The organism is Alkanindiges illinoisensis DSM 15370 (assembly GCF_000619845.1).
GTDB classification, from domain to species: domain Bacteria; phylum Pseudomonadota; class Gammaproteobacteria; order Pseudomonadales; family Moraxellaceae; genus Alkanindiges; species Alkanindiges illinoisensis.
Genome location: NZ_JHUX01000003.1, coordinates 377,074 through 400,841, shown reverse-complemented (window position 1 = coordinate 400,841; position 23,768 = coordinate 377,074). Strand labels below are relative to the sequence as shown.

18 protein-coding genes and 1 pseudogene are annotated in these 23,768 nt (G+C 49.7%); 3 read left to right on the top strand and 16 right to left on the bottom strand.

Annotated features, from left to right (window positions below; genetic code table 11):
- Positions 1-18 precede the first annotated feature (18 nt).
- The 3 genes from Q337_RS0102135 to Q337_RS0102125 form a co-directional block, all read right to left on the bottom strand.
- Positions 19-936, bottom strand: coding sequence for an ABC transporter permease (locus tag Q337_RS0102135; protein ID WP_026470178.1), 918 nt, complete (start codon positions 934-936; stop codon positions 19-21).
- A 78-nt stretch (positions 937-1,014) separates the two neighbouring features.
- Positions 1,015-2,136, bottom strand: coding sequence for an ABC transporter permease (locus tag Q337_RS16450; RefSeq protein WP_034279326.1), 1,122 nt, complete (start codon positions 2,134-2,136; stop codon positions 1,015-1,017).
- Between the two features lie 76 nt (positions 2,137-2,212).
- A complete protein-coding gene (locus tag Q337_RS0102125) occupies positions 2,213-3,835 on the bottom strand; it encodes an ABC transporter ATP-binding protein (RefSeq protein ID WP_051526492.1) in 1,623 nt (540 codons plus the stop codon).
- A gap of 283 nt (positions 3,836-4,118) precedes the next feature.
- Between Q337_RS0102125 and Q337_RS0102115 the strand changes: the two genes are divergently transcribed.
- A complete protein-coding gene (locus Q337_RS0102115) occupies positions 4,119-5,168 on the top strand; it encodes an adenosine deaminase (protein WP_051526491.1) in 1,050 nt (349 codons plus the stop codon).
- A 96-nt stretch (positions 5,169-5,264) separates the two neighbouring features.
- On the opposite strand, the gene xdhC is transcribed toward Q337_RS0102115, so the two are convergent.
- From xdhC to Q337_RS0102090, 4 genes and pseudogenes are all read right to left on the bottom strand, one after another.
- Positions 5,265-6,335, bottom strand: coding sequence for a xanthine dehydrogenase accessory protein XdhC (gene xdhC / locus Q337_RS16445; RefSeq protein ID WP_051526490.1), 1,071 nt, complete (start codon positions 6,333-6,335; stop codon positions 5,265-5,267).
- A gap of 3 nt (positions 6,336-6,338) precedes the next feature.
- Positions 6,339-8,852, bottom strand: a complete 2,514-nt coding sequence (xdhB, locus tag Q337_RS16440) for a xanthine dehydrogenase molybdopterin binding subunit (RefSeq protein WP_084494676.1) — start codon at positions 8,850-8,852, stop codon at positions 6,339-6,341.
- 119 nt (positions 8,853-8,971) lie between these two features.
- Positions 8,972-10,507: pseudogene (gene xdhA / locus Q337_RS16435) on the bottom strand (xanthine dehydrogenase small subunit); the annotation flags it as partial.
- A gap of 156 nt (positions 10,508-10,663) precedes the next feature.
- Entirely contained in the window at positions 10,664-11,185 is a 522-nt protein-coding gene (locus tag Q337_RS0102090) for a nucleoside deaminase (RefSeq protein WP_051526489.1), read from the bottom strand.
- A 298-nt stretch (positions 11,186-11,483) separates the two neighbouring features.
- On the opposite strand from Q337_RS0102090, the gene Q337_RS0102085 reads away from it, so the two are divergent.
- A complete protein-coding gene (locus Q337_RS0102085; protein WP_051526698.1) occupies positions 11,484-12,614 on the top strand; it encodes a BMP family ABC transporter substrate-binding protein in 1,131 nt (376 codons plus the stop codon).
- 146 nt (positions 12,615-12,760) lie between these two features.
- Positions 12,761-14,152 carry an 8-oxoguanine deaminase gene (locus Q337_RS0102080; protein WP_026470172.1) on the top strand — a complete coding sequence of 464 codons (1,392 nt, stop codon included), beginning with the start codon at positions 12,761-12,763 and terminating at the stop codon, positions 14,150-14,152.
- Positions 14,153-14,314: 162 nt separating this feature from the next.
- Here the strand turns inward: Q337_RS0102080 and Q337_RS0102075 are convergent, their stop codons facing one another.
- The 9 genes from Q337_RS0102075 to Q337_RS0102030 all read right to left on the bottom strand — a co-directional run bounded on the left by Q337_RS0102075 (position 14,315) and on the right by Q337_RS0102030 (position 23,737).
- Entirely contained in the window at positions 14,315-15,199 is an 885-nt protein-coding gene (locus tag Q337_RS0102075) for an outer envelope protein (protein ID WP_026470171.1), read from the bottom strand.
- 379 nt (positions 15,200-15,578) lie between these two features.
- Positions 15,579-16,502, bottom strand: a complete 924-nt coding sequence (locus Q337_RS0102070) for a LysR substrate-binding domain-containing protein (RefSeq protein WP_026470170.1) — start codon at positions 16,500-16,502, stop codon at positions 15,579-15,581.
- Between the two features lie 332 nt (positions 16,503-16,834).
- Complete coding sequence (uraH, locus tag Q337_RS0102065; RefSeq protein WP_026470169.1) at positions 16,835-17,170, bottom strand: hydroxyisourate hydrolase; 336 nt, start codon at positions 17,168-17,170, stop codon at positions 16,835-16,837.
- The gene (uraD, locus tag Q337_RS0102060) at positions 17,167-17,670 is read right to left on the bottom strand and encodes a 2-oxo-4-hydroxy-4-carboxy-5-ureidoimidazoline decarboxylase (protein WP_026470168.1); all 504 of its coding nucleotides are present in this window, start codon (positions 17,668-17,670) and stop codon (positions 17,167-17,169) included. Before uraD ends, uraH begins: the two co-directional genes overlap by 4 nt.
- 263 nt (positions 17,671-17,933) lie before the next feature.
- Positions 17,934-19,271, bottom strand: a complete 1,338-nt coding sequence (guaD, locus tag Q337_RS0102050) for a guanine deaminase (protein ID WP_051526488.1) — start codon at positions 19,269-19,271, stop codon at positions 17,934-17,936.
- 243 nt (positions 19,272-19,514) lie between these two features.
- Positions 19,515-20,417, bottom strand: a complete 903-nt coding sequence (gene puuE, locus Q337_RS0102045; RefSeq protein ID WP_051526696.1) for an allantoinase PuuE — start codon at positions 20,415-20,417, stop codon at positions 19,515-19,517.
- 259 nt (positions 20,418-20,676) lie between these two features.
- On the bottom strand, positions 20,677-22,107 hold the full coding sequence (locus Q337_RS0102040) for an amidohydrolase family protein (protein ID WP_034279320.1): 1,431 nt from the start codon (positions 22,105-22,107) through the stop codon (positions 20,677-20,679).
- 21 nt (positions 22,108-22,128) lie between these two features.
- Positions 22,129-22,923, bottom strand: coding sequence for an ABC transporter permease (locus Q337_RS0102035; protein WP_026470164.1), 795 nt, complete (start codon positions 22,921-22,923; stop codon positions 22,129-22,131).
- A complete protein-coding gene (locus Q337_RS0102030; protein WP_026470163.1) occupies positions 22,916-23,737 on the bottom strand; it encodes an ABC transporter ATP-binding protein in 822 nt (273 codons plus the stop codon). Before Q337_RS0102030 ends, Q337_RS0102035 begins: the two co-directional genes overlap by 8 nt.
- Positions 23,738-23,768: the final 31 nt, after the last annotated feature.

The following is a 23,768-nucleotide window of genomic DNA, read 5'->3' as shown; positions in this document are numbered from 1 at the left end:
TGATGAGCTGCGACCGGTTTAAGGCAAAAATGATTTACCCAGTGACGCTGGCAGGTTCATGCGCAGTAATTTATGGTCACGGGAAATAATCACCAGCACAATAATAGTGGCGAGATATGGCAGTGCAGCCAGTGCCTCGACAGGGACCTCAATGCCCAATGCCTGTGCATGAAATTGCAGAATGGTCACCCCGCCAAACAAATAAGCACCCAGCATCAGGCGCAACGGTTTCCATGTGGCAAATACCACCAGCGCAATGGCAATCCAGCCACGGCCAGCCACCATGTTTTCTACCCATAGCGGTGTATAGACGGTCGATAAAAATGCACCACCAATCCCGGCCATTGCACCACCAAACAGCACTGCGCCATAACGGATGGCCAGCACATGATAGCCCATGGCATGCGCCGATTCAGGTGACTCGCCCACTGCCTTGAGCAACAGCCCCAAACGGGTTTTTGCCAATACCCACCAGACCAGCAACAAGGTAATAATGGACAGGTACACCACATAGGTTTGATGAAATAGAATCGGGCCAATCAAGGGAATATCAGACAGGCCGGGAATACTTAAAGGTTGTAAGCCGGGTAAACTGGTACTGACAAAGTTTTGTCCGATAAACGCCGACAGTCCTACCCCAAAAATGGTGAGTGCCAAACCACAGGCGGCCTGATTGGCAGCCAGCGACAGGGCAAGAATGGCAAACAGCAGTGCCGTTAACATCCCGGCCACTGCACCTGCCATTAACCCTACCCCGGCCCCCAGACCCGTCTGGGTGGAAAAGGCAAAACCAGCAATGGCACCAATCAGCATCATGCCTTCCACGCCCAGGTTAATGACACCAGTACGCTCGGCAACCAGCTCTCCAATGCCTGCAAAAATCAGTGGCGTACCCGCAGCAAGCGTACCAGCCAGAATTGGCACCAAATCAAGCATATTAATTTTCCTTTATTACGGGTGGTCTTACGGGTTGCAGCGCCAAAAAGTTTTTTCTCAAATCATAAAAACAGAGCATCATGAGGCCGCCAGTACATTGTCAGGCTTCTTATTTTCAGGTTTCTTGGGCATAGCCTTGTGACGGCGTGCGCCAAAGCGGTAGCGGTTATCAATAAAAGCATCAGCCGCCAGCAGGAAAAATAGCAGCATGCCCTGAAACAAACCAGTAATTGCCGCGGGTAGCTGTAATTCCATTTGTGCAGCTTCCCCACCCAGATACAGCACGGCCATCAGAAAACCGGACAGCACCATTCCAACAGGATTTAAGCGACCCAGATACGCCACAATAATGGCAGCAAAGCCATACCCGGGAGAGATATTGGGAGTGAGCTGGCCCACTGGCCCGGCAATTTCGCCTACTCCTGCAATACCAGCCATCATTCCAGAGATAATCAGGCTAAACCAGATCGCCCGTTTGGCAGAAAACCCGGCATAGCGCGCCGCATCAGGAGCCTGCCCACCGACTTCCAGCGAATAGGCCAGAAAGCTGCGTGAACCAAACAGCCAGAAAGCCAGTACCGCAAAAATGGTAATAAAGATTGAGGCATTAATCCGGGTGCCTTCCATAATGATGGGAAACAGCGTGCTGCCTTCAAACATGATGGATTGCGGAAAGTTCATGCCAGAAGGATCACGCCACGGGCCATTGATCAGGTACAGCAAAATAAAGGTAGCCACATAGTTGAGCATTAAAGTCGTCAGGGTTTCCTGTGCGTTAAACCTGACTTTTAAAAAGGCAGGAATAGCGCCCCACAGTGCGCCACCGATTGCCCCGAAAAGCACCATCAATGGCAAAACCCAGATTGAATCCATTCCCTGACAGGCAATGGCAATGCCTCCACCAAATAGCGCACCCATGGTAAGCTGACCTTCAGCGCCAATATTAAACAGGCGCGCGCGAAAACCAATCGCAAGCCCCTGTGCAATCAGAATCAGTGGACTGGCCTTGATCAGCAACTCACTCCAGCCATACATGGTCGTTAGTGGCGCAATAAAGAATATATAAAAGGCATGCAGCGGGTTTTTACCCAGTGCCAGAAATAACAGGCTACCCACCATCAGCATGGCCAGTAATGCAATCACGGGAGATAACCACTTCATCAATTGCGATGGATTAGCACGCGGTTCTAATAAATGCATCATTCAACCCTTCTATCTTACGGGTCAATCATTGATCTGCTGCCAGCAGATACGTGATCAACAACATTTTGTCTGCTTAGGCCATCCCTTCAGCCGTCTTGACAACGGTTTGTGGCTGGCTGGTGTTTGCTGCCTGTAACCCTGACATTAGCAGCCCTATGGCTTCGGCATTGGTTTGGTCAACAGGCTGGGCGTCAGACAACTGTCCCGCTGCCAGCACAGCAATACGGTCACTGATTTCAAACAGCTCTTCCAGTTCCTCGGAAATTACCAGAATGGCCACACCCTGCCGGGACAGGTCGATCAGGGTCTGCCTAATAAACGCTGATGCCCCGACATCCACACCCCAGGTTGGCTGTGCCACCACCATTACTTTCGGGTTTTGCATGATTTCACGGCCGACAATAAACTTTTGCAGGTTACCGCCAGACAACGAACGTGCTGCTGACTCAGTACCACCTGTGCGCACATCAAACTGTTCAATACAGCGTTTGGCAAAGTCCCGCGCCTTGTGATAACTCACTAGTCCCATGCACACCAGACCCTGCCGTGATGCCGTCAGTAGCGCATTCTGGATCAATGTCATGGCAGGCACTGCACCACGACCCAGCCGCTCTTCGGGCACAAAGCCAAAACCCAGATCACGGCGCTGGCCTGCATTCAAATGGCCAATAGGCTGGCCATTTAAGCTAATGCTGTCTTTGGCAGTGGGCGCCTCACCAGACAGGGCAGCCAGAAGTTCTGCCTGACCATTACCGGAAATACCCGCAATGCCAAGAATTTCACCCGCATTCAGGGTGAGTGAAATATCTTTTAAGGACGTCCCAAACGGATCACTTGATCTCAGGCTTAACTGATTGACTGAAAATACCGGTTTCACTTCGCCCTGATAGGCAGGATGTTCATAGGCAGGCAGGTCACGTCCGATCATCATGCGTGCCAGACTGCTGGTAGTTTCCTGTTTAGGATTTGCCACCCCGGTCACTTTGCCACCGCGTAAAATGGTCGCCTTGTCACACAGACTCTGGATTTCATTGAGCTTATGGCTGATATATAAAATGGACACGCCTTCACTGGCCAATCGTCGCAGGGTTTCAAACAGCTTTTGTACCGCTTGCGGGGTCAGCACCGACGTGGGTTCATCCAGGATCAGCAGGGATGGGTTTTGCAGCAGGCAACGCACAATTTCTACCCGTTGCCGCTCCCCGACTGACAAGCTATAAACAGTACGCTTGGGGTCAAGTGGCAAGCCATATTTTTCCGAGACTTCAATCACCCGGGCTGACAGTGCCGCCAGATCAAATTTTTCTTCCAGTCCCAGCGCAATATTTTCGGCAACCGTTAGGGTTTCAAACAGGGAAAAATGCTGGTACACCATGCCAATGCCCAGACGGCGTGCTGCCGCCGGACTATCAATGCTGACTGAGCGGCCATTCCAGATGATTTCACCGTCATTGGCTTTAACTGCCCCATAGATAATTTTCATCAGAGTACTTTTACCTGCTCCGTTTTCACCCAGCACTGCATGAATTTCGCCCACTCCCACCTTTAAACTGACATGGTCATTGGCAACCAGCGCGTTGTAGCGTTTGGTAATATTGACCAGCTCCAGACGTAGCGGTGAGTTTTCGGAGGCCGGCCCCTGTGCTATGGCGATACCATCTGCAAGCGGATTTTCAGTGGAATCAGCGCTGTTCATGTTTAAAACTCTCCAACGTTCACCAGCTCTTGAGCCGTTAAATAACCAGTAAAGGCATTGCCAGACAGGGATCAAATCTGCATTGCTAAACCGTGTTTTATGTGAAATATAAAGAAGCAACCTCTATGCCACTGCCCCAGACTGGCTACAATGGATATAGTGGTTATGGCGAAACACACATAATGGCTAAAACCACATCGCACTGGCCCAATGCTGGCTATCAGTTAGGCATTCACTTTGATCAGGTTAAATACTTAGACCAAATACTGAGGATAGGCGCATCATGACAACGCAATGCACTAACACGCAGCACAGGCTGTATCAACTGATTGGACAATTGCCCAAAACCGAACTGCACCTGCATATTGAAGGCACGCTTGAACCCGAACTGATGTTTGCACTGGCCCAGCGTAATCAAGTGACCCTGCCTTATGCCAGTATTGACGAGCTACGTGCAGCCTATGATTTTCATAATCTGCAATCGTTTTTAGACCTGTATTATGCCGGTGCAGCCGTGTTGCTGACCGAGCAGGATTTTTATGACCTGACGTGGGCTTATCTGCAAAAAGCCCATGACGACAATATCGTACACACGGAAATCTTTTTTGATCCGCAAACCCATACCTTGCGTGGCGTGCCGTTTGCCATTGTTTATCAGGGTATCCGCCGCGCACTGGATGAGGCACAGGCGCAGTGGGGCCTATCATCCAGACTGATATTCAGTTTTTTACGGCACTTAACCGAGCAGGAAGGCTTTGATGTTCTGGAACAGGCGATGCCTTTTTTGCAGGGCATTGATGGCTTCGGGCTGGATTCCAGTGAAAAGGGTCATCCGCCTGCCAAGTTTGAACGGTTATTTAAACGCTGTCAGGAGCTAAACCTGCCCTGTGTGGCACATGCCGGGGAAGAAGGCCCGGCTGCATATGTAATGGATGCGCTGCATTTGTTGAATGTAAAGCGTATTGATCATGGCGTACGAAGTCTTGAAAATGCTGAGCTGGTCAGGCAACTGGTGGCTGAGCAGATACCTTTGACAGTCTGCCCATTGTCAAATATCCGCCTAAAGGTTTTCACTACCATGCAGGAGCATCCCTTAAAACAGATGCTGGATATGGGCTTGCTGGTAACGATTAACTCGGATGATCCAGCCTATTTTGGCGGTTATGTGAATGATAACTTTAAAGCTTGCACTACTGCATTGAATCTGTCCGATCAGGATATCGTACAACTGGCCAAAAACAGTTTTATCGCGTCTTGGTTAAGTGATGCCGAAAAAGCCAGACAACTGGCAGAAATTGATCAGATCTGGCAAGCGTGGAAACTGGCGGATTAATTTTTTTGATTTGATATCATCCAAACCTGCCTAAGCTTCAAACCTGCCCAAGCTTCTCAGGCAGGTTAATTGACTGAAGATGAGGCAAAACCAGCATCAAGCCAGTCCCGGTACGGCAACCTCAGCCTTAACGGTCTGCATGGATAATGACTTCATCTGTAACAACTGTGCCACGACAGCAATGGCAATAGCTGCGGGTTCCTTACTGTGAATGCCCTGCACGCCGATCGGGCAGATCATTTGTTCAAGTTGTGTCTGTAAGACCCCACGTTGCCGTAAACGGCGTTCAAATATCGCACGCTTGCTGTGAGAACCAATCAGGCCAAAATAGGCATAGTCATGCCGCTTGAATAAGGCGTGGCACAAAGCCAGATCCAGCGCATGATTATGGGTCATGATCAAAAAATAACTGTTGGCGGGTGCATGCTCAATTTCATATTCAGGCGTATCGGTTGAAATGCAGCTTAAATCAGGATGCGACCACGCTGGAAATACCTGATCGCGTACATCCACCCAGCAAATACTGGCTTGTAGCGGTAACAATGCCTGTACCACAGCCTGCCCGACATGACCTGCACCAAACACCACCACATGAAACTGGTGGTTGAGCAAGGTCTGTTCAAAATACCAGTCCTGAGCATCTACCGATGAGGGAACGCAAAAAACTGCTGTTTCTGTCTGGACTGAATCTTGATCGCTGAATGTCCATTGTGATGTTGCATGGCCTGCCTGTAACTGGCGCTGTAGGCTGTATGGCGTGTTGCCAGCAGACCGCGGCGTGGTCAGGCACTCCCTACGCTGCTGCCAGCTATCCAACTGACTCGCCAAAATTTTTTCAAATACCAATAGCGCCAGTCCGCCACAGCACTGCCCTAGCCGTGCCCCCAAATTAAAACGCTCCAGCCGCACGGGCACCGCACCGGATTCCTGTAACATTTGCTGCGCAATATGACAGGCCTGCCACTCCAGATGACCGCCGCCGATGGTGTCGACCTGTTGCATACCCGCTAGCTGGGCTGATTGCACACCAGTATTATTAGCCAGGCGCAATAGCATACTGGCACCTGCTTCCCGTGGCGTAGAACCCTGCACCTGTACCACTGTGACTAGCACACAATCACTGCCCTGCTGCAACCAGCACGGCAAGCTGGACAACCAGAGTTTCATGGCTTACGTCCTAACAGGTGCAGCATCATGATTAGCTGCATCTATGGCAGTGGCTGAAAAGTCTGTAGTTAAAGACTGCTGTTGTGCCGTATAAATTGCCCGCAGGATATTTTCCGGGGTTGCTGGCGCCTGTAATGATGGTTTTTGCTTAAGTCCCTGCGCCGTCAGCACATCGGTTTGCACGGTGGCGGCGACGGCATCACGCAAGGCAGAAAACACCGATAACGCCAGCATAAATGGCGGTTCACCCACGGCCTTGGAACGATAAATGGTGTCTTCCACATTGCGGTTATTAAACAGTTTTACGTTAAAAATCGCAGGAATATCGGCAGCGGTAGGAATCTTGTAGGTGGATGGCGCGTGGGTAAACAAATGCCCGGCCTTCGGCCCACTGGTTACCCAGTATAATTCCTCGCTGGTCAGCCAGCCCATACCCTGAATAAAGCCGCCTTCAATTTGACCAATATCAATGGCCGGATTAATCGATTGCCCGACATCATGCAAAATATCAGTACGTAATATCCGGGTTTCACCCGTTAAGGTATCAATGGCAACCTCGGTGGCCGCCGCGCCATAGGCAAAATAATAAAACGGCCTGCCATAGCGAATGGCAGGATTCCAGTGAATATCCGGGGTTTTATAAAAACCGCTATCCCACAACTGGATTCTTGAGTAATACGCCGATAGCACCAGTTCTGCAAAAGTCCAGTGTTGTTGGCCAGCATAGACATATCCATCTTTAAAATAAACCGTGCTGATGTCGGTATTTGCCATTTCACTGGCGAAAATTGCCAGGCGGGTACGAATGGTAATACAGGCTGCTTGAGCCGCCTTGCCATTTAAGTCTGTACCGCTGGATGCTGCGGTAGCTGATGTGTTGGGGACACGGCTGGTATCGGTGGCAGAAAACCGCACATCAGCCAGTGGAATGCTAAACTCATGCGCGACGATCTGGCGGATTTTGCTGTACAGTCCCTGCCCCATTTCGGTGCCACCATGATTGACCAGCACTGTGCCATCACTATACACATGAATCAGCGCACCCGCCTGATTGTACATGGTAGCATTAAAGGAAATTCCAAACTTGACCGGCGTTAAGGCCAGACCTTTTTTGATGATCGGGCTATCCGCATTAAAGCGGGCAATGTCGGCACGCCTTGCGTGGTAATTGCAGCTTTCTGCCAACTCATTAACAAGCGTAGGCAATACATTATCGGTAATGGTAGTGCCGTAATGGGTGGTGTTACGAATCCCTGTAACTGTATCGGTGCCTGTTTTTGTGGCTGCTTCTGAATTTGCCTCATCATAAAAATTCAGCAGGCGCACGTCCAGCGGATCCTTGTCCAGCGCATAGGCAATATCATCAACAATATATTCAATCGGGAACATGCCCTGTGGCCCGCCAAAACCACGAAATGCCGTGTTGGATACTGTATTGGTTTTACAACGTAAACTGCGAATAGTCACCGCATCCAGATAATAGCCATTATCCACATGGCAAATGGCACGGTCATTCACCGGCCCGGATAAATCTGCCGAAAACCCGCAGTTGGAGGCCAACTGGATATACAATCCCACAATACGCCCGTCAGCATCAAAGCCAACGTCCCATTCATAATCAAACCCGTGACGCTTGCCGGTTGCCACCATGTCGTCATCACGATCCAGCCGCAACTTGACCGGCTTGCCGGTTTTTACCGCCAGCAACGCTGCAATACAGGCCCACTGTGCTGACTGGGACTCCTTGCCACCAAAGCCACCACCCATCCGGCGGGTTTCGATGCTGACCTGATGCGCCCGGTAACCCAGCGCGTGACCAATCAGGTACTGCATTTCGGTTGGATGCTGGGTAGAACACAATACATGCAGCGTGTGGTCTTCTCTGGGCCAGGCATAGGAGATCTGACCTTCCAGATAAAAATGCTCCTGTCCGCCCACGCTGGCACTGCCCTGCAAGCGATAGGGTGCCTGTGCCAGTTTGTCCTGTGCCTTATTGTGGGACAGCTCAACCGGAGGCAACACCCATGATTCTGCCTGGATCGCCTGTTGAATGCTCAATAGGGGTTCCAGTACCTCATATTCCACCACAGCCAGCCGTACCGCAGCACGCGCCTGCTGATAGGTATCCGCTGCCACCACAAAAATGACCTGTCCATAAAAGCTGACCAGCTCATCGGCAATAATCGGATCATCGGCAATCATTGGCCCACAGTTATTATGTGGAATATCCTGTGCCAGCAATACATCACGCACACCAGCCGCCGCCCATACCCTGGATAAATCAAGTGACTTGATCCGGCCATGCGCACAGGTGGATAAACCCACAGCAGCATGCAAGGTGCCCGTCAGCTCTACGCTGTCATCAATATAGGTTGCCTTGCCACTGACATGCAGATGCGCGCTTTCATGCGGAATGGACTTGCCGATAAAGGAATGTTTTGCAGGATTATCAGTTAAATGTTCCACGCCTAAGGTATCACGCTGTAGGTTGATACCCTCTGGAATAATTTGATTCATGGTGCCACTCCCGGTTCAGCGCTAATATCAACGGTGGCAATCAGGTTACTCAATCGTCTGGGAGGCCGGGTTGCTGCCACATCCGGATCAGGGTTGTTTACAGGCAGGCTTTGTATATCCAGACTTTGCACATCCAGACTTTCCAGATAAAAACGCTGCAACAGATTGGCAGCAATCCACTGGCGATATTCGCGGCTGGCACGTCCATCACTTAGAGGCGAAAAATCACTGCATAATGCCTGTTGAGCCAATTGAATGACTTGTGTATTCCACAATTGCCCAAGCATGGCCTGCTCGGCCTGTAGTGCCCGCTTTGGAATGGCCGCCATGCCCCCATAGGCCATCCGGATTTGCTGCACCCTGTTTTGTTTATCCAGATAAACTGAAAACGCTGCACATACCGCAGAAATGTCCTGCTCATTGCGTTTGGCAATTTTATAAGTACTAAAATGGTGCGTATCCTGTGAAGTAGACGGATAAGGAATTTTGACCGAACGCACAAACTCGCTACTGGCCAGCGCGGTTTTCTGGTAATCCAGATAGAATTCATCCAGTGGTAATTCCCGCAGCGCCTCATCCTGCTGTAATACCACCCGGGCATTTAAGGCAATCAAGGCAGGCATGGAATCGCCAATGGGTGAACCATTTGCCACATTACCACCCAGGGTACCTGCATTCTGAATCGGCCTGGAGGCAAAACGCCGTGCCAGCTCTGTCCATCCGTAATGCAGGCTGGTGAGTGCAGCAAAGGCATCGGTCAGTGAAGCCATGGCGCCAATTTCCAGATATTCCCCGGTTTGCCGGATGGTTTTTAACTCCGCGACGCCTCCCAGATAAATCATATCGCCTAGCGCCCGCCCCTGTTTGGTCACCCAAAGGCCAATATCAGTACTGCCAGCCAGCAAGCGTGCCTGCGGATACTGCATACGCAACTGCGCCAGTTCTTCAATAGTTTTAGGCGCAAAAAAGTGTTGCCCATGTGCGCTATAGCCAAGGCTGTGCTGCTGTTGCAGGCTATTTAAGGCATCAATAATTTTTCGGGTTTCCAGCGTTTGGCGTGGCAATAAATAAGCCGCTTTGGCTGCATCCAGAATGGGACGATACCCCGTACAGCGGCACAGGTTGCCCGACAAATATTCGGTAATTTGTTCAGTGGATGGACACTCGGTATGCTGTTCATACATCGCCCATAGCGACATCACAAAGCCCGGCGTACAAAACCCGCACTGCGAGGCGTGCTGCTCCACCATGGCCTGCTGCACCGGATGCAATAGCGATACTGTATCTACAGAAAAATGCTGAGGTTGATGCTCCGCTTTAGCTTCATCGGCCTGTACAGCAAGCTGTGCCACGTCTTCCACACTAAACAGCGCCTTGCCATCCAGCGTGGGTAAAAACTGGATACAGGAATTAATGGCACGCAGTTGCAGGTGTTGCTCACCATCCGCAGATGGTTTTAGCTCGCCAACCACCACCGTACAGGCACCACAGTCGCCTTCGGCACAGCCTTCCTTGGTTCCAGTTGCACGGCAGTCCTCACGCAAAAACTGTAATACAGTGCGGGTTGGCTCAGGGTTGTCAACCTGCTGCACCTTACCCTGAAAATAAAATTGTATTGGGCGTTCTGTACCACTGTCCCGTAAAGCTTTAGACATTTTTCTTTCCAGCCATTAAATCAGCACATGGATGACAGTAATCATCCTCATAACCAATAAATGCAACATCCATTCCATAGCGCATCGTCCCTTAACGCTATGTCCACTTTAGTATTAGGTTTATATGCCGTTGCCCATGATGTCAGGTTTAAGCGTTCAGTGTTGCCAGAAGCCGTCATGCACTGCGGCGGCTTCCTGCTCCAGGCAGGGGCCGATCACCTGAATGCTGCGCTGCCCGCTGGCAAACACCTGCCGGCACGGCAGCGACATGGTCGGATTTTCCGGATGATCACCAGTAATTTGCAGCAACTGGGTTTCAGAAATACCGTAAACCACTTTGCCAATGCCGGACCAGTAAATAGCTCCGGCACACATCGCGCACGGTTCTGCGTTGGTATACAGCGTGCATTGTTTCATTTGTGCCAGCGTCAGTATTTTGGCAGCCATCCCTGCGGCTACAATTTCAGCATGGCGGGTTGGATCACCCGCTGGTGGCAGAGAGTTGTTGCCCGCCTGTGCCACTACCTCTCCCTGCTCGTTCACCACAATTGCTGCAAAAGGGTGCATACCCTGCTGGCGTGTCTGTGCAGCCAGCGCAAAGGATTGTCTTAAAAATCCTGCATCCTGCGCTGATAGCATCTGGTCTGATAACACCTGATCACTACTGTGCTGGCTCATTATCCTTTCCCCATACACTCATTATTCATGCCGTGACTGATACACCTCACCAGCCGTTGTTATTTTCAGTGTACAGGGAAAAAACTGCTGCAAAATTCGGTTTTACGCATAGTCATCATGCCTCAAATGCCATGACTAATGGAATATTAATTGCTTTGATAACCCTGACGTATGACACACCGGGCCAGTTCGCTGTAATCCCCAAGATCTGCACTGGCCTGGTGTGTACCTGATAACAAACTGCTTTGACGTTCTTTTCAATTCATCTGAATGGTCAATGCTGCTGGGAGACTCACTCATGTTTCAACACCCTTATAAAACCAAACCTGCCACCGTTTTTGCGTTTAATCAGTTCAAAAAAGGCGCTATTGCACTGTTAACGGGCAGTTTGTTAAGCCTTGGCTTAATGACACCTGCCTCAGCAGCCGACCCGATCAAGGCTGCATTTATTTATATTGGGCCAACAGGCGACCACGGCTGGACATACTCCCATAATCAGGGCCGCCTTGCTGTGGAAAGCAAACTTAAAGGAGCTGTGAAAACAAGCTATATCGAGAATGTACCAGAAACTGCAGATGCCGAACGGGTGATGCGCAACCTGGCACAACAGGGCAATAAAGTCGTGTTTGCCACCTCATTTGGCTATATGAACCAGATGGCCAAGGTGGCCAAGATTTATCCCAATACCATTTTTATGCACGCCACGGGCTATAAGACTGGCAAAAACATGGGAACCTATGATGTACATACCTATGAAGGCGCCTACATGCTGGGCGTAATTGCCGGCAAAACCACCAAAACCAATAAAATCGGTGTGGTTGCTTCCTTCCCGATTCCGGAAGTAGTGCGCAATATCAATGCCTACACACTGGGTGCGCGTAGTGTCAATCCCAAGGTGACTACACAGGTGATCTGGGTCAACTCATGGTTTGATCCGGGCAAGGAACGCGACGCAGCACTGGCGCTGATTTCACAAGGTAGCGATACCCTGATGCAAAATACCGATTCGCCTGCAGTGGTACAAGCCGCTGAACAAAAGGGTGTGCATGCCTTTGGCTGGGATTCCAACATGAATAAATTTGGGCCAAAAGCACAACTGGCGGCCTCGGTGATTCACTGGGAAACCATTTATACTAAAGTGTTGAGTGATGTGCTCAATAAAACCTGGAAGCCCGGTCAAATCTGGTGGGGTGTCAGCCATGGTGCCATTGATATTGAAAACTTTGGCCCGGATATCACCCCAGAGGCTAAAAGTGCCGTGCTGGCAGTGCGTGAAAATATCCGTACCGGCAAATTCCATCCGTTTTCCGGCCCGATTGCTGACCAGAGCGGCAAAGTCATTGTGGCCAAAGGCAAAGTATTTTCTGATGCAGAACTCAGCAAAATGAACTTTTATGTACAGGGCGTTACTGGCTCACTGCCTAAATAAACCTTTTTAATTTTCAGGCCTAAACCAGAGGATTTTTCCTCAACATCCCAAAAATGTCGAAGCGTGGTCATCCGCCCGCTTCGATATTTTTTTGGTGCTTAAACCTTTCACCTTCCCCATTTTGTCACCACACAGCAGGACTCAATGTGAGCACGATTTTTTTACAGCATGCCGATGTACTGGTCACCATGGATAGTAGCCGTCGCGAAATCAGCGATGGCGCCTTATTGATTTGTGATGGTGTGATTGCCGCCGTTGGCACCACGGATGAAGTGCAGCAGTTGGTGAATAGCCAGCAGATTCATCCTGACCAAATCATCAACATGCAGCATCGGGTGTTGCTGCCAGGTCTGGTCAATACCCATCACCATATGTACCAAAGCCTGACCAGGGCCATTCCGGGTGCACAGGATGCCGAACTGTTTGGCTGGCTGCAACGCCTATATCCCATCTGGGCGGGCCTGACCCCTGAAATGATTCAGGTGTCTACCTTAACGGCCATGGCAGAACTGATTTTATCTGGGTGCACCACCTCCAGTGATCACCTTTATATTTATCCCAATGGTTGTCGTCTGGATGATTCCATTGAAGCAGCGCAACAGATTGGCATGCGCTTTCATGCCTGTCGTGGCAGCATGAGCGTGGGGGAAAGTCAGGGTGGTCTGCCACCGGATGCCTTGGTGGAACAGGAACAGGCGATTTTAAACGACAGCATGCGCCTGATTGAGCAATGGCATGATCCACAGCCGCATGCCATGTTGCGCATTGCGGTTGCGCCCTGCTCACCGTTTTCAGTCAGCCGTGATTTAATGCGCGAATCAGCGTTGCTGGCGCGCAGTTATGGGGTTGGCCTGCATACCCATCTGGCCGAGAACGACAATGATATTAGCTATAGCCTGCAAAAATTTGGCATGACCCCCGCGCAATATGCTGAATCGCTAGGCTGGGTCGGTGCTGATGTCTGGCATGCCCATTGTGTCAAGCTGGATCATCAGGGCATTGATTTATTTGCACGTACAGGGACTGGCATTGCCCATTGTCCCTGCTCCAACATGCGGCTGGCTTCCGGTATTGCACCGATTCCAGCCATGCTCAAGGCCGGTATAAATATTGGGCTGGGTGTGGACGGCTCCGCTTCCAACGATGGCGCACACCTGCTGGGTGAAGCCAGGCAAGCCATGTTACTGGCACGGGTGGGACATGGCCCGGCCGCACTGAATGCGCGGCAGGCACTGGAAATGGCAACCTTGGGTGGTGCAAAGGTATTGGGTCGTCACGATATTGGTGCACTGGCGGTTGGCATGAGTGCAGACGTGATTGCTTTTAGAACCGATACCCTGGCTATGGCAGGCGCCGCTATTCATGATCCGGTGGCAGCACTGCTGTTTTGTGCGCCGCAACAGGTGGACTATTCCATTATTAATGGCAACGTAGTTGTACAAGAGGGCCAGCTCAATACCATTGATCTGCCTGTGGTGATAGAACAACATAACCGGTTGGCAAAAATACTGTATTCCAGTGCATCAGCTTTTCATTAATATCAGATTGCCTCTCTAAACAACGAGAAGCAACACCCTATCTATAAAACAAAATCAGATCAGTTGAGCTATAAAAAACCCCTAAACGTATTAGGGGTTTTTTAGCTTTATGCCATCTTGTGGCTCATAGGCAAGCGCAGTGCTGCGCCTTACACACCTGCATTAAAAATGATATTCCGCGCGGATCATGGGTGTGCTGGCTGTCGCGCCCTCATTGCCATTATCGGTATTGCCAAATTTGTTATGCCAGTACTCGTATTCAGCACCTATCTTAAAAGAATTTTTACCCAGGCCAATATTCGTACCAAGGTCATACATCAGTTTGGTATCCAGATGAAACTCTGGCGATGTTTTACCACCAAATTCATTTTTCCCCTTATCGCCAATCCATAGCGCATAGCCCTCAAAAGACAATGGCAGCTTACTGACTGGAATACCCCAGGTAAGCTGGGCCGCAGGATGAAAATCATAGGTGTAACGCTTGTCAATGCTGTTTGGGCTATTGCTTTCATACAGGCCCAATACGCTAAAATTGGCAAAACCCGGCACATCCAGCATCAGGGTTGGGCCAAGCACCAGCATCCGTTTTTTGGAAGCGTAATAATCGTTTTTGGTATTTAAATCAAAACCACCCGTTAGTCCAAAGCTTTTAATAGGCCCCAAAGACAAATCTTTTTTGGACACCAGACCAAAATCAATGGTATTACGGTATACCACATAAACTTCCTGCGCACCGGGTTTACCCGCTGTACCGCCCGCTGGATCATTGGAGTCAGATAGCAGGATATCCGCATTAAAAAAGTTGCTGCCATACTGATAACCACTGGCATGTGTCAGCCCAATGATATTTTTGCTGATATCCTTACGGCTGCCATCTGCATCATTGGCAAAAGGCTCGGCAAAGGTCGTGCCGTAGCGCCAGCTTAATGCCGTGTCGCTCCAGGTTGCTGCACTGGCATACGATGCAGACAGCCCACCCATAATTGCCAGTAAACCACACCATGCTGCTTTATACTTGAATGCTTTTGCCACTCGTAAATTTGCCATCATATTCGCCCTTCAAAACTGTAAAAAACCAAGACTTAAGGTCTATCATTCACCTGTTCAGCAGGATCTAAAACCTGACACAGTACGGCTTTATTGCACTGCTGCTGACCATTAAATAAATGGCAAGTTTCTTACCAACTTTTTAAATATAAGATGTTGTGCATTAATCCTATAAAGAAAAACATATAACTTGCGCATCAGCCTGTTGGCACACCGGTTGACGCTATAATAGAAAATGAGCTATCAAACCTGATGGCGGCCTCTCAACAAAAATCAGAACAAAAACCATTTATATCAATGAGATAATAATTTATCTTTATGGAATTTTAAGACCTGATTCACCCATCCCTCTTATGGCCACCATGAATTAAGCCTGCTCCTAATGATGGCGAAACACCGAAACCAGTAACTCGCGAAACCAGCGATATTCCTCGGAATGGTGCGAGCGCTCATGCCACAGCACATAAAAGGGAATTTTGGGAAAATCAATTGGAATTTCAGAAATGGTTAATGGCATCAGTGAGCAATAATGCTTGGCAAAAGAACGCGGTAGCGAAAACACGGCATTCATTTGCAGCAGCATATACGGCACCATACTAAAATAGGGCACGTATGCCACAATATTGCGCTTTAGGCGTTCCTTAGCCAGATGCAGGTCAATCACGCCACGCTGGCCCACTGTGTAAGGGGTAGGTGCCAGATGCTCGGCAGACAAATAATCATCCAGTGTCAGTGGCTTATTGGCCAGTGGATGACTTTTGCGCATCAGGCAGACCACCTCATCATCAAATAAGGGCGCCAGACGCAAATGCTCTGGTGGCTGTGGCCAGTTGGCAATCACCGCATCCAGCATGCCGCTTTCCAGCGCCTGGGCATAATCAAAATCATGCCCCAGCGAATGAATCATGATGGTGGTATGTGGGGCTTCTACCCGAATACGGCGAATCACCTCGCCCAGATCAATGGCACTTAAATAGTCAGGCGTTGCCAGATTAAACACCTGACGGGACTGTGCAGGATCAAAATGCACCTGTTGCACGCCAATTTTTTCAATCTGGTTTAACACATGGGTCACAGGTTCCAGCAACGCCAGCCCGCGCTCTGTAGGTGTCATGCCATTACGGCTGCGTACCAGCAACTGATCACCGGTAATTTCACGCAATTTACGCAGTGAGGTACTCACCGCAGGTTGTGACTGGTTTAAACGGCGGGCAGCATTGGAAACACTTTTTTCAATGAGCAAGGCATGTAGCACCTGTAATAAAGGAACATCCAAAGATTCCCACTTACTGGATGGACGCATTTTGTGTTCTGACCTTATATGCAAAAACAGATAATCAGGTTCAAGCAAAGCATATGCCAAGCCCGTATATTGCTCTCCTGCTTCAGGCCTAAGTAACATACGGACTTCTATTAATTCATATCTAATTGATTTATATTATTTTTATTAAATTTTAACTAAAGTGGTTTTATTTTCCGGCAATTTCAGTGCAAACAGGAGTATCACAAAATAGATATAACCTATGCCGCTATTGCCCAAAAATGTACACCCCTCAAGACGTTCAAAGCCGGTTAATGCAAGCTGGAATACTCAGGCTAAACCATGCAAAGTCAAACCACATATAACTGGCTATTTTAACTGCCCCGATAGGTCGAATAGGAAAATGGGCTAATCAGTAAAGGGACATGATAGTGCCTGTCCAGCGCTGTGACCATAAACTCAATGCTAACCCGTGGATAAAAGCATTGCTGTTGTTGTGCTGCAAAATACGGCAATGTCTCAAACTGAATTTGATAAGTCCCTGCAATACAGATGGGCAAATCAAAATTTTTCACACGCCCATCCTGGTCAGTTGTTTTTTGATCCAGCAAAATATAGTGTTCATCCTGCAATATGAACAGCCGTACCAGAACATCACTGGCCGGTTTCCCTAAAGTTGCATCCAGAATATGTGTGGTAATGATACTCATGCAATTACTCCCTGCTGTAAACGCAGCACTGCAATCTCTGCCAGCTGTTGTATGACCTCCTGCTGCTCCTGTATGACGGTATTGTTCAGGCGACGCTGCAACTCACTTAAAATATCTTCTCCGGTACGTCCTGCTGCCCGGATCAAAAAGATGTGGCCAAATTGCTGCTCATAGTCCTGGTTAGCCTGTAGTAGTGCCTGCTCCATGTGTTGACTGGTTTGTACATCACGCTGTTCATTGGCAGAAAACTGCTGCTCTTCCTCACTCAGCACTGCAGCGGCCTGTTTCTGGCCAATCCGGGGGTGTTGCGCCAAAGCCTGCTCTACCTCTATCCATTGCCAGTCACCAGCCTGCTGTTTTGCCTGTTCATAAAGTTGTTCAACCGTTGTATACGGTCTTTGCTGAACCAGTGCCCTGATCCATGAGGGCATATGCGCGCAGGACTGCAACACTTTTGTTGCCGCCTCATCAGTACACTGATTAAATTCCATGAGTTTCAAGAAAATTCTCCAATTGATCGCCAAAGTCATCGCCCCAATAATCCAGCCGGGTCAGGCCAAACACACCCATCATTTTTTTAGTGCTCTATCAATGCCCAGCAAAGCCAGTACCAGAAACTATTTTTGTTCCGGATTTTGCATTTTGCAAATAAAGTCTATGTATTAATAGCAATAAACATCAAACCCGTGCCTCACTAAGCAGACAATTTGGGATACGTCACTTAAACCTGGTGTCACCGACCTAAAGACCAACCTTTGTGCGATTACCGGGTATCGCGTTGATGGACCAATACGCCATTGACGTAGGTACAATAAATATTACGGTCATCCCCCAGCATGATCAGGGCAAACAGTTTCTCATCAACAGTTCCCGAATGCTGTTGCCTGAGGCGTTGCAATGGCGTTGCCTCAAGATCCAGCACCACAAAATCAGCCTCTTTACCAATGGCAAAATTCCCCAGTTTATCGTCCAGTTTTAGCGCATGGGCGGCCCCTAAGGTGGCAAGGTATAAAGCTTCACAGGCCGACAGGCTATAACCCTGTAATTGCATCACCTTATAGGCTTCATTTAAGGTTTGCAGTATGTTAAATGACGTGCCACCACCAACATCCGTTCCCATGCCTACGCTGACCTGATGCTTCCATGCCTCAGTCAACTTAAACAGACCACTGCCGATAAACAGGTTGGAGGTTGGACAAAACGCGATGGAGGATTGGGTTTCACTCAAACACTGCCATTCGTCCTCACACAAGTGAATACCATGGGCAAATACACTGCGCTCACCGGTTAAACCATAGTGATGATACACATCCAGATAGTTCTTCCGCTCAGGAAATAATTGTTTTACCCATTCAATTTCTGCCTGATTTTCACTTAAATGGGTTTGTACATACACGTCAGGAAATTCTTCCCGCAAGCGCTGGGCAGCCTGTAATTGCTCAGGCGTAGAGGTTGGGGCAAAGCGCGGTGTAATTGCATACAGCAATCGGCCTTTGCCATGCCATTTTTCAATTAATCGTTTGCTATCGGTATAGGACGATTCCACCGTGTCACATAACTCAGCAGGGGCATGCCGATCCATCATCACCTTGCCGGCAATTAAGCGCATGTTCACTTCTTCAGCCACCTCAAACAGGGCATCGACTGACTGCGGATGTGCTGAACCAAATACCAGGGCCGTGGTGGTGCCATTACTGAAAAGTTGCTGAATAAAGAATCTGGAAATCTCGCTGGCATACTGTTTATCGGCAAACTGCATTTCTACCGGAAACGTGTATTTCTCCAGCCAGCTCAGTAACTGCTCACCGTAAGCTGCAATCATTTCCGTTTGCGGATAATGAATATGGGTATCAATAAAACCCGGCACAATCCATTGATCAGGATAATGGGTAACAGCTAAATCGGGATATAAATGCTGACCTTGCTGCCACTCACCAAACCAGAGAATCCTGCCTTGCTGAATAACCAGCAAGCCATCCTGAATAAAACGGAACTGTGAAACAATATCACTGGCCTGACCGACTACCTGTTTGAAATCCAGAAAGCTGGCGCGTATGGCACAAAGTGACGGCGTATCTATTGTTTCAAACTGGGCAGACATATCAATTCCTGAGCTAACAGCAGACCGGCCTGCATGACTCACTGATGTATCACGCGGGCTTTACTATAAATTCTGGCAGGTGTCATACTGAAATAGACCCCTATCATTCCAAGGAGCAGCAGGGTTTATGCCAGTACCAGCCGAACTGTACCGTTATATGGATTGAGCAATAGTCAGCATGCAGGCATAGTCATACCTGAGCCTGCCAGACTCATTTTTCTGCTGTCCATCGTTTATGATGAATTACTTTTCTTTATAGGGATGCTGGGCATACCAGTGCATGGCTATATCATGCCGGCGGCAAATCCAGACCTGATCGTGGCCCTGTATATAATCCAGAAAACGCTGTAATGCCCGAAAACGTGCAGGGCGCCCCAGAATGCGGCAGTGCATCCCGATGGATAGCATTTTGGGTGAAGTCTCACCTTCAGCATACAGCACATCGAACGCATCTTTTAGATACTGATAAAACGGCTCGGCATGATCAAAGCCTGCTGGTGCAGCAAACTTCATGTCATTGGTGTCCAAGGTATAAGGCACAATGAGATGCGGTCTGGTGTTTCCTTGCGCATTGGTCAGTGTGGTCCAGAATGGCAAATCATCGCCATAATAATCGCTGTCATACTGAATATGATCGAACTCTGCCAGCAGCTGCCGTGTGCGCGGGCTATCACGGCCGGTATACCAGCCAATGGGTGCCTTGCCAAACAGGTGCTGTAATACCGCCAATGCTTGCGCCATATGCAACCGTTCAGTTTCAACCGGCACATTCTGGTAATGTAACCAGCGCATGCCATGCGATACCACATCATACTGCTGCTGCCTGATGGCTTCGACCACATCAGGATTACGTGCCAGTGCCATGGCAACCCCAAATATGGTCAGCGGTAAACCACGGCGGGCAAACTCCTGATGAATGCGCCAGAACCCTGCCCTTGAACCGTATTCATAAATCGAATCCATCGACAAATGCCGATCTGGATAACTGGCAGCGCCACTAATTTCTGACAGGAATTGCTCTGAACCGGCATCACCATGGGCAACATGACTCTCGCCGCCCTCTTCATAATTCAGCACAAACTGCACAGCCACCCTCGCCTGATTAGGCCAGTTTGCCTGTGGTGGATGGGCACCATAACCCACCATATCACGCGGATAAGCGCCAGCCTGGATTTCCTGTACCAGTGCGGCACCATCAACATCAAGTCTATTCACGGCTCTACCTTTGAGTTTTTACAAATGCTTTAACAATCCGGTCTAAAGCTTAATCGGTTCCAAACAGGCCTTGCATTACTTACAGGACGTTGCGGATCATGGTGATCCGTAGTATCCCTAAATGTGCATTGAAACTGATGCACAATACAAGTCAGGCTCCTCACTATAGGGATACTGTAAACCGGATCAATTAGGCAACAGCAATCCGGCTAGCGCGCTGTTGTAACTGTCTGACCGCCTGCTGGGCCTGAAAAGCCAGTTCCGGCATACTGATACCGGGTATCTGGTCATGCTCCATCACGACTTTCCCATTAATCAGCATGATTTTAATGTGCGCCCGCCCACCACTCGCCACGGGTCCAATTGCCATGTCATGCAGGCCGAAATAGCGCGGATCATCAAGCTGGTACACCACCAGATCAGCTGCCTTGCCAATCTCAAGCGTGCCGATATTATCCAGGCCCAATACCTGTGCGCCGCCAGCAGTGCCCCAGCGAATCACATCTTCAATACTCGCCGCATCCGCACCGCCTTCAAACAGGCCACCCTCATAGCGGGGCTGTGCCAGCATGCCTTTACGGGCCCGTTGCAAGAGCCATGCAGCATGGGTTTCTGACAGCATATCCGCCGCCTCGTTGGATGCTGCCCCATCAACCCCGATAGACACCTTTACACCAGCATGTTCAAGCGCAACCAGATCAGCAATACCACTGCCCAAACGTGCATTGCTTTGCGGACAATGGGCAATTCCGGTTCTGGTCTGGCCCAGCAGTGCAATTTCTTCCGGCAATAATTTGACCAGATGGGCAAACCAGACATCTTCACCAATCCAGTCATGTTCGGCACAAAACTGGATGGGGGTCATGCCAAACTTGGCTTTGGCGGCATCCAGATAATCTACGGTTTCGGATAAATGGCTATGCATCCGAATATTAAGTTGCCGGGCCAATCGGGCTGTTTCACGCAGCTCAGGTGCCGTGGTGGAGTGCAGCGTGGTGGTAGGTGCCATGACAACCCGGCGCATGGCATTGGCGGATGGGTCATGATATGTGGCCACCAGCCGCTCGACATCCTGCATGAATGCATCAAATTTTTCCGGTCGCATGGCCTGTGGCAGGTCGGCTTCCAGCCCGCGGGTTTGCGTCGCACCGCCACGGCACAACACAAAGCGCATGCCCAGTTGCGTGGCTTCTTCAAACAAAATAGCCGCGCCATCAAATGGCATGCCCGGCCAGTATAAATAATGATGATCAGCCACGGTCGCGCAGCCGGAACGTAACAGTTCAATCAGGCCGATGCGTGCCGCCAGCCTGAAGGTTTCTTCATCAAATGATCCCCGGAAGCGATAAGGTGTTGCGGCCAGCCACGGTGTTAAACTCTGGTTTAAGCCCTGTGGTTCGCCTTTAAGTAAAGACTGGAACAGGTGATGATGGGTGTTGACCCAGGCCGGATAAATCACACAGTCCCGGGCATCAATCACCTGTTCATCAGGCTGTGCGGTAAGACTGCCCATATCCTGAATGATGCCATTAACAATGCGGATATCTGTTGCGGTATGTCTGGCCTGATGCCCTGCCTGTCCAGTAAGGATGGCATAGGCGTTTTTAATCAAGATATTCATTTGACTCATTCTCAAAATGCCCTAGCCCAATTCACTGTCATGCCATTTGCGTAAAAAGAACTGGCTTATCATGGACATGATGATAAACAGGGTTAAGCCGGTACAGGTAATCAACACTAAGGCAGCAAACATGAGTGGCAAATCCAGCTGAAAGCCTGCCTGCAAAATCTGGTAGGCCAGGCCAGCACTGGTTCCGCCAGTACCAGCCACAAACTCGGCAACCACAGCACCAATCAGGGCCAGACCGCAGGAAATACGCAAACCACTAAAAAAATACGGCAAGGCATTGGGGACACGCAAACGCATCAGTACCTGCCAGCGACTGGCTTTATTGATGCGAAACAGATTGAGCAGCCCGGCATTGACACTGCGCAGACCCAGTGTGGTGTTGGTGAGTACCGGAAATACGGCAACCAGCATCGCACATACGACCAGTGCCATTGTGGTGTTTTGAATCCAGATAATGACTAATGGTGCAATGGCAACCACCGGCGTGACCTGAAACAAAATGGCATAGGGCATCACGCAGGCTTCAATCACCCGGCTTTGCACAAAAATAAAGGCAACCACTACCCCAATGACTACCGCCAGTAAAAATGCCAGCAGGGTAATCTTAAGCGTAACCAGTAAGCTGCCAAATAATAACGGCGCCTGTATGACCATGGTATGCGCGATATCACTGGGCTTGGGCACGATATAAACAGGAACATTCATCTGCTGAAAGCTGATTTGCCAGCTCAGGATCAGCACAATCCCCACAATGAGCGGCGCTACAATCCGCTGGATCGCGGGATAACTCATTAGCGGTTTAGCCATGATGCGTCCCTCCACTGGCTTGCTCAAGAATTGAGGACAATTGCGCACACTGCTTGATAAATGATTCCGAGGTGCGGAATTGGTCATCACGAATGGCAGCGCCTTCAATCGCCACATCAGCCACCACGCGGCCCGGCCGTGCGCCCATGACAATCACGCGCGATGATAAATACACCGCCTCATAAATACTGTGGGTGACAAACACCACGGTTAGATCCTGTTCCGCCCATAATGACCGGATGTCACTGTCCAGTTTTTGCCGGGTAAACTCATCCAGCGCGCCAAAGGGTTCATCCATCAGCAGCAAGTCCGGTTCGGTCACCAGCGCGCGCGCCAGCGAAGCACGCATTTGCATGCCACCGGACAGCTCACGCGGAAACGCCCTGGTAAACTTGCCCAGGCCTACTGCTTCCAGGGCTGCATGGACTTTAGCCGTACTGGTATTTTTGGAAATACCCTGTAAATCCAGTGGCAGGCGAACATTGTCTTCAATCGTGGCCCACGGCATTAACGTCGCTTCCTGAAATACCATGGCCATGTTGCACTGCGACTGGATATCGCCTTTGCCATTCCAGCGAATCTGGCCTGCTGAGGGCTGCTCCAGATCAGCAAACATCTTTAGCAAGGTACTTTTGCCACAGCCTGAGGGGCCGAGCAGGGATACGATTTCACCACGGGCAATGTGTAAGTTCAGACGCTCCAGCGCATGTGTGCCGTTAGGATAGATTTTCTCAACGCCGTTTGCCATCAGCATGGGAATATCCTGTGGCCTGGGCGTTGCGACCATTGAATCAAGTGATAATGCAGTATTCATTTTAGGTTCCCCCATTGTTGCGTATTGCGAC

Bases quoted from the DNA above. Each gene is read 5' to 3' on its own strand.
- Q337_RS0102125 (WP_051526492.1), bottom strand. From the start codon at position 3,835: ATGAACAGCGCTGATTCCACTGAAAATCCGCTTGCAGATGGTATCGCC.
- Q337_RS0102030 (WP_026470163.1), bottom strand. From the start codon at position 23,737: ATGAATACTGCATTATCACTTGATTCAATGGTCGCAACGCCCAGGCCA.
- Q337_RS0102070 (WP_026470170.1), bottom strand. From the start codon at position 16,502: ATGCGTCCATCCAGTAAGTGGGAATCTTTGGATGTTCCTTTATTACAG.
- Q337_RS0102115 (WP_051526491.1), top strand. From the start codon at position 4,119: ATGACAACGCAATGCACTAACACGCAGCACAGGCTGTATCAACTGATT.
- Q337_RS0102075 (WP_026470171.1), bottom strand. From the start codon at position 15,199: ATGGCAAATTTACGAGTGGCAAAAGCATTCAAGTATAAAGCAGCATGG.
- Q337_RS0102090 (WP_051526489.1), bottom strand. From the start codon at position 11,185: ATGAGCCAGCACAGTAGTGATCAGGTGTTATCAGACCAGATGCTATCA.
- guaD (WP_051526488.1), bottom strand. From the start codon at position 19,271: ATGTCTGCCCAGTTTGAAACAATAGATACGCCGTCACTTTGTGCCATA.
- Q337_RS0102135 (WP_026470178.1), bottom strand. From the start codon at position 936: ATGCTTGATTTGGTGCCAATTCTGGCTGGTACGCTTGCTGCGGGTACG.
- Q337_RS0102085 (WP_051526698.1), top strand. From the start codon at position 11,484: ATGTTTCAACACCCTTATAAAACCAAACCTGCCACCGTTTTTGCGTTT.
- Q337_RS0102035 (WP_026470164.1), bottom strand. From the start codon at position 22,923: ATGGCTAAACCGCTAATGAGTTATCCCGCGATCCAGCGGATTGTAGCG.
- Q337_RS0102040 (WP_034279320.1), bottom strand. From the start codon at position 22,107: ATGAATATCTTGATTAAAAACGCCTATGCCATCCTTACTGGACAGGCA.
- xdhB (WP_084494676.1), bottom strand. From the start codon at position 8,852: ATGAATCAAATTATTCCAGAGGGTATCAACCTACAGCGTGATACCTTA.
- Q337_RS16450 (WP_034279326.1), bottom strand. From the start codon at position 2,136: ATGCATTTATTAGAACCGCGTGCTAATCCATCGCAATTGATGAAGTGG.
- uraH (WP_026470169.1), bottom strand. From the start codon at position 17,170: ATGAGTATCATTACCACACATATTCTGGATGCAACTTTAGGGAAACCG.
- xdhC (WP_051526490.1), bottom strand. From the start codon at position 6,335: ATGAAACTCTGGTTGTCCAGCTTGCCGTGCTGGTTGCAGCAGGGCAGT.
- puuE (WP_051526696.1), bottom strand. From the start codon at position 20,417: ATGGTGGGTTATGGTGCCCATCCACCACAGGCAAACTGGCCTAATCAG.